General features: G+C 67.3%; 7 protein-coding genes. 1 reads left to right on the forward strand and 6 read right to left on the reverse strand.

Annotation, left to right across the window (positions count from 1 at the left end; genetic code table 11):
* The 4 genes from BN11_RS14845 to BN11_RS14860 form a co-directional block, all read right to left on the reverse strand.
* Positions 1–362: type II toxin-antitoxin system VapC family toxin (locus tag BN11_RS14845; protein WP_048698936.1), on the reverse strand; the 362-nt coding region annotated here is incomplete at its 3' end.
* Positions 359–604, reverse strand: coding sequence for an antitoxin VapB family protein (locus tag BN11_RS14850; RefSeq protein WP_048698940.1), 246 nt, complete (start codon positions 602–604; stop codon positions 359–361). The genes BN11_RS14845 and BN11_RS14850, both read right to left, overlap by 4 nt.
* 124 nt (positions 605–728) lie before the next feature.
* Positions 729–1,613 (reverse strand): polyphosphate kinase 2, encoded by an 885-nt coding sequence (gene ppk2 / locus BN11_RS14855; RefSeq protein ID WP_048698942.1) that lies wholly within the window; start codon positions 1,611–1,613, stop codon positions 729–731.
* Positions 1,614–1,686: 73 nt separating this feature from the next.
* Positions 1,687–1,959 (reverse strand): hypothetical protein, encoded by a 273-nt coding sequence (locus BN11_RS14860; protein WP_048698945.1) that lies wholly within the window; start codon positions 1,957–1,959, stop codon positions 1,687–1,689.
* A gap of 90 nt (positions 1,960–2,049) precedes the next feature.
* Between BN11_RS14860 and BN11_RS14865 the strand changes: the two genes are divergently transcribed.
* Complete coding sequence (locus BN11_RS14865) at positions 2,050–2,973, forward strand: alpha/beta hydrolase (protein ID WP_048698947.1); 924 nt, start codon at positions 2,050–2,052, stop codon at positions 2,971–2,973.
* A 134-nt stretch (positions 2,974–3,107) separates the two neighbouring features.
* On the opposite strand, the gene BN11_RS14870 is transcribed toward BN11_RS14865, so the two are convergent.
* Together BN11_RS14870 and BN11_RS14875 are read right to left on the reverse strand one after the other, a co-directional pair.
* Positions 3,108–3,503: a DUF1304 domain-containing protein gene (locus BN11_RS14870; protein WP_235435497.1), complete on the reverse strand. Its 396-nt coding sequence runs from the start codon at positions 3,501–3,503 to the stop codon at positions 3,108–3,110.
* Positions 3,504–3,561: 58 nt separating this feature from the next.
* On the reverse strand, positions 3,562–5,745 hold a 2,184-nt coding region (locus BN11_RS14875), incomplete at its 5' end, for a cell wall-binding repeat-containing protein (RefSeq protein ID WP_235435498.1).

Raw genomic sequence — 5,745 nt, forward strand, 5'->3', positions numbered from 1 at the left:
CGCTGGTTGGCAGTCAGCAAGGCGGAGCCGGCGTTGAGAGCGGTGCAGGCGATGAGCAGATCCATGTTCGCGACTGGGGTGCCTTGCTTGGTCAGGACGGCGTGGATTCGAGCGTAGGTTCCGGCCAGTTGGGCATCTGGAGTGATGACCGGAAGTTGACCCACAACTTTCATGACCCGGCGTCGCTCCGCGGCGGGATCGGCGTGCAACGCGGCGCCGGTGAGGAGTTCGCACAGGACAAAGACGCTGATGCCGAGGGTCTCGTGTGGATTGCGGGCGAGCCAGCGACGAGCTGGGCCCTGCTCATCGCGACGGCTCTCGCGGATCACATCCACGAGGAAGGTGGTGTCGAGGTGGATCACCAGGTGGGCACCCGGACGGCGTGCAGGCGTCGGTCACGGACCGTGGCCTCGACCACGTCGAGGGTCCCCTCGGCTACGGCGTCGTCGCCCATGTCGTCCAGAGTTGCGAGCAGGTCTGCGGCGGTCTCTCCTGGCGCCGGAAGGTACTTCTTGATGACTTGCGAAAAGGACAGGCCGCCGTCCTTGAGGCGGCTGAGCCGGTCGTACGCCTCCAGGTCGATGGTAATCGTCTTGACGGCCATGCACTTAGAGTACACGGATAGCCTTCACCGCGGCTCGAGCAGGACGCCATGCCGGGACAGCTATCGCTGGCCGCGGCCATCCCGGATTGCGGGACGGCCGCTGAGCCGTCCCCGTGCCGGGCAGTCAGTCGCCGATGGTCTTCTTGCCGCGGCCGACGATGAGCGGGTCGGGCTCGAAGACGACCTCCGGGTCCTTGCCGTCGTAGTCGTGCATATTCAAGAAGAGCCGCATGGCATTGATGCGGGCGCGTTTCTTGTCATTGGACTTGATCGTGTGCCACTGCGAATGCTTAGTGTCCGTGAACTTGAACATCGCTTCCTTGGCCTCGGTGTAGGCCTCCCACTTGTCCAGGCTCTCCAGGTCCATCGGCGATAGCTTCCACCGCCGCACCGGGTCGATCTGCCGAATAGCGAACCGGGTGCGCTGCTCCTGCTGGGTGACCGAGAACCACAATTTCGTGACCGTGGCACCCGCGTCGATCAGCATTTCCTCGAAGCGAGGAGCCTGTCTCATGAACACCTGGTACTGGTCCTCGGTGCAAAAGCCCATGGCCCGCTCGACGCCGGCCCGGTTGTACCAGGAGCGGTCGAAGAGCACGATCTCCCCGGCCGTGGGCAGGTGCGCGACGTAGCGCTGGAAATACCACTGCCCCTGCTCGGTGGTCGTCGGTTTGGTGAGCGCAACGACGCGGGCCGACCGCGGATTGAGGTGCTCCATGAACCGTTTGATCGTGCCGCCCTTGCCGGCGGCGTCGCGGCCCTCGAAAACGATGACGTGCTTTTCGCCCATGTCCTGCACGAAGTATTGGAACTTCAGCAACTCGATCTGCAGCAGGTATTTCTCGACCTCGTAGTCATTGCGCGACATGAGTTCGTCGTATGGGTAGTTCTCCCGCCAGGTCTCGACGGCCTTGCCCTCCGGGGAGATCAGCATCGGATCGTCACCGTGATCGTCGCGCACGGTATAGCCCCCGGTCTTGAGGCTGTCGATGTACTCCCGCAGGTTCATTTGGCTCACGCCCAGAACCCTAGTGAACCGTGCCCTCACGGGCCAGAGGTGCCGCGTGTGAGCTTGCGCGTGCCTAGTTCTGCGCTGCCTGCCAGCTTTTGAGCAGCCCCGGCATCAGGAAGACGACCCAGCCCCACGCCCACCCGTCGAAGACGAAGCCGATGATCATGAAGGCGATCAGCGCCAAGGTGCTGCTGATGGCCATGAGGCCGGCCATCGTGCCGCCCTTGCGCTCGGCCGGCACGCTTGCCCCGCCCTGGCCCGGCACGGGGATGGGCCGGATCTGCCCGTCTTGTGCTTCGTCGCCGCTGTGTCCGTATGTCGGTGTGTTGTCCCCTGCGTTCATGGTGCCCAGTCTCACGTGATCCACCGGATCTGTCACCCACCGACCGGACTACATTGACGACTCGACGACAGATTTGCGAAAGGCGTACGCATGACGACCACGACGGTCACCGCCGCCGACGGCACCGCACTGCATACCTATGTCTGGACCCCGCAAGGACAGCCGAAGGCGATCGTGCAGATCGCCCACGGCCTGGCCGAGCACGCGCAGCGGTACGGCCGCTTCGCCGACGCGCTCACCGCCTCGGGGTATGCGGTGTACGCAAACGATCACCGGGGACACGGGCATACCAACCCCGTCGGCGAGGGGCACGGCTATTTCGCCGACACCGATGGTTTCGGCAAGGTCGTGGAGGACTTGCGCGCGGTCACGGAGGTGGCGCGGGCGGCATACCCGGGGGTGCCGGTCTTCCTGCTGGGTCACAGCATGGGCTCCTTCCTCGCCCGGGCGTATGCCGCGGCCTACGGCGCCGACCTCGCCGGCCTGATCCTGTCCGGCACCGCGGGGGATGCCGGGGCGCTGGGGAAGGTGGGGATCGTCGTGGCGCAGGCGCAGGCCCGGCTGAAGGGGCGCACCCACGCGTCGGGGCTGCTCAACGCGATGTCCTTCGGGCAGTACAACAAGGACTTCAAACCCAACCGCACCGACTTCGACTGGCTCTCCCGCGACCCCGACGAGGTCGACAAGTATGTCGCGGATCCGTTGTGCGGCAACGTCTTTTCCACCGGTTTCTGGATCGACCTGCTCGGCGGCCTGAACTACGTCCATCGCCGCGACACGACGGCCAAGGTGCCCAAGACCTTGCCGGTCCACCTCATTGCCGGCTCGATGGATCCGGTCGGTGCGAAGACGAAAGGCGTGGAGGCGGTGGCGAACCAGTACCGCGCGGCCGGGGTGCAGCAGGTGACCACGCACTACTACATCGGTGCCCGGCACGAGCTGCTCAACGAGACCAACCGCGACGAGGTCACCGCCGACCTCATCGCCTGGCTGGACGCCCACCTGCCGGGCTGAGGCGCCCACTCTGGCGCCGGGCTTTCGAACGGACCAGACCGACGTCACTAGCCATTGGGACTTGTTGTGATCACCCCACATGCCAATGGGTAGCGCGATGGTTAGGGTCCGCGGCGACCTTGTCCGGCCCGGGGCTAGCCCACCAGCAGGAACGCCACGGCGAGCGCGGGGGCGAGGCCCTGGACGAGGGCGGCCCGGGCCTTGCGGCGGTCGGTGACCAGCAGGACGAGCGCCGCCGCGACCATGACGGCGCAGCAGAAGAGCGCGATGGCGGCGCCGCGGACGTAAGCGGTCGTGCCCTGCCGGTTGAACGCGCACAGGAACACCCCGAGGGCCGCACCCAGGCCGAGGAAGAGGTTGTAGAAGCCCTGGTTGAAGGCCCATGGCCGGATCACCTCGGCAGCCTCCGGCCCCTTGACCCCGAACACCTTCCACGTCGCCGGCTGATCGAATCGCAGCGACTCGAGCACGAAGATATAGACGTGGATGAGGGCCGCGGCGGCGGCGAAGACGAGCCCGGCAGTGGTCACGCCCGGCATCCTCTCATCGCGGGAGGGCCGGGCCTGACAACCTCAGGACGGGCGGACGCTACGAAACGACGTACCGGCCGAGTTGAGCCTGCTGGGCATAGGTGATCGTGTTCGCGCCGCCGAGGACGACGATGCGCTTGGGCTTCAACCGCTCCAACTCCGCTGCCACAACCGACGGCAGTTTTGCAGTGTCCGTCAACAGGATCGGGCCCTTGGTCATGCCGGCGATGGGGGCGCCGGACAGGGCGTCGGCGAAGACCAGACCCGAGGCGATGTATGCCGTGCCCACGCCCGGGTCGTAGGAGTGCTTGGTCACCTCCACAGCGGTTGCGTAGCGGTCCGGCCCGGCCCATCGTTCGACCGACGATGCCAGGCCGCGCAGTTGCGTCTCCACGCCGGTGGCGATCGTCGCGGTACCGCCGAGGACGACAATGCGGCGCGGGGAGAGCCGCCGCAGTTCGGCGGCGATCTCGGAGGGCAGCTCGTCGGTGTCCACGAGCAGCACCGGCCCGCCCGCCTTGCCGGACGCGGGCGCGCCGGAGAGGGCGTCGGGGAAGACGCGGCCCGACGCGACGTATGCCGTGTCCACGCCTCCGGCCTCGTAGCTGCGCTCGGAGATCTGGGCCGAGGTGACGAAGCGGTCGGCGCCAGACCATCGCTGCGGGGTCACCCCGGTCACGCTGGCCAGGCGGCTCGCCACGCGGTCGCTGATCGTGGCCGGACCGCCGAGGATGACCACCGACGCCGGATCCAGGCGCCGCAGCTCGGCTTCGACGACGCTGGGCAGCTCGTCCGCCTTGGTCAGCAGGATCGGGTCGCCGTCACGGCCGCCCACCGGTGCCCCGGAGAGAGCGTCGGTGTAGACCTCGCCGGAGGCGATCAGGACCCGGTCCACGCCGGGGGCGAAGGACTGCTGCGACATCTCTACCGAGGCGGCATACCGATCCTTCCCGGACCACCGCGCAACCTTGCGCAGCCCCGGGAACGAGATCTCGACGCGGGCCGAACTGAGGTTGGCGGAGATGACGGAGATCTTGAACAGGCCGTCCGGAGCCGTATAACTCTCGCCCGGCTCGAGGCCGGGATGGCGCTCCGTCACATAGCTCGAACTGGTCCCGCGCGGGTGGAAGTCGACGAGGGACCCGTCCCAGACCAGCGTGCTGCCATCCGGTTGCTCCACAGGGATTCTGGTGCGCACGAGCGTGACCCCGCCACCGGGAGTCGTGCGGGTCACTCCGGAGGAGTCGGTGTAGGTCTTGTTGTCGATCCAGTCGTCACGGCCCACCGCGGCCCGGTATTCGATGTCGTACCAGGAGCCGTCGATGGTGAAACCGAGCACCTGCGTGCCATTGCCGGGCGCCTGCAGGCGCTGGAGCGTGACGGTCTGCGGGAGATCGCCCGGAGTGACCGTCGTCCATTCGTCGCTGCCGAAGACCCCGAAGTCGAGTAGCTCGCGGGCGTGCGGGAACCCGGTCCGCGTGTACCCGAACGGCTGGTCGCTCAACGGGCTCCACGGGTCGACGTACAGACGGTAGGAGCAGTCGCCCGAGATCGGTACCGGCTTGCCGGAGCTGTCCTTGCACATGGTCTGATCGGTCGACAGGACCCAGTTGTTGTGCATCATCGCCCGGTTGATGACGTCGTCCTTGGGGACATAGACCCCGTTGGTCATCGTCAGGCCGTATCCCGCCGAGGTGGGGCCGAAATACTCGACGTCGACCCAGTCGCACGCAGGATTCTTGGGCAGATTGACCAGGACGTGGTCGAAGTCACCACCGCCCCCCTCGATCAGGGCGCTGGCCTCCCGCCAGATCGCTTTCCGGTCGCAGGTGGCCACTTCGGCCGACGAGAGGTGAATACGCCACCAGTCATCGGCCCACCCGAGCGTCACGTCGACGCTGCCGCCACTCACGTCGTGCCAATACGAATCGGCGCGGCCCACGTAGGTGTCGGCATTGGTGCTCGGATCCTGCGACGGCTCGCTCGTGGTCCAACTCACCGGAAGGTAGTAGATGCGGTGCTCACCCGCATACTTGCCTCCTGCTGCGCGTGCCCCGCTGGTGCGTCGCGCGCCTGCCTTGGGTGCCGACGCCGCGCCGAGTTCGCTGGCCGGGCGCACCAGGTGGCCGTTCAGGGCCTTGTCAGGGAAGGCGGCCGAGCGCAGGCCGGGAGCCGGGGCGGGGGAGGACTCGGACGCGGTCGCGGGCGACCCGCCGGTCACGGCGGGGGGGGGGGGGGCGGG

This window comes from Nostocoides australiense Ben110 (genome assembly GCF_001050535.1).
GTDB classification, from domain to species: domain Bacteria; phylum Actinomycetota; class Actinomycetes; order Actinomycetales; family Dermatophilaceae; genus Nostocoides_A; species Nostocoides_A australiense.

Coding starts and splice junctions, on each gene's coding strand:
- BN11_RS14860 (WP_048698945.1), bottom strand. CDS start 1,959: ATGAACGCAGGGGACAACACACCGACATACGGACACAGCGGCGACGAA.
- BN11_RS14850 (WP_048698940.1), bottom strand. CDS start 604: ATGGCCGTCAAGACGATTACCATCGACCTGGAGGCGTACGACCGGCTC.
- ppk2 (WP_048698942.1), bottom strand. CDS start 1,613: ATGAACCTGCGGGAGTACATCGACAGCCTCAAGACCGGGGGCTATACC.
- BN11_RS14865 (WP_048698947.1), top strand. CDS start 2,050: ATGACGACCACGACGGTCACCGCCGCCGACGGCACCGCACTGCATACC.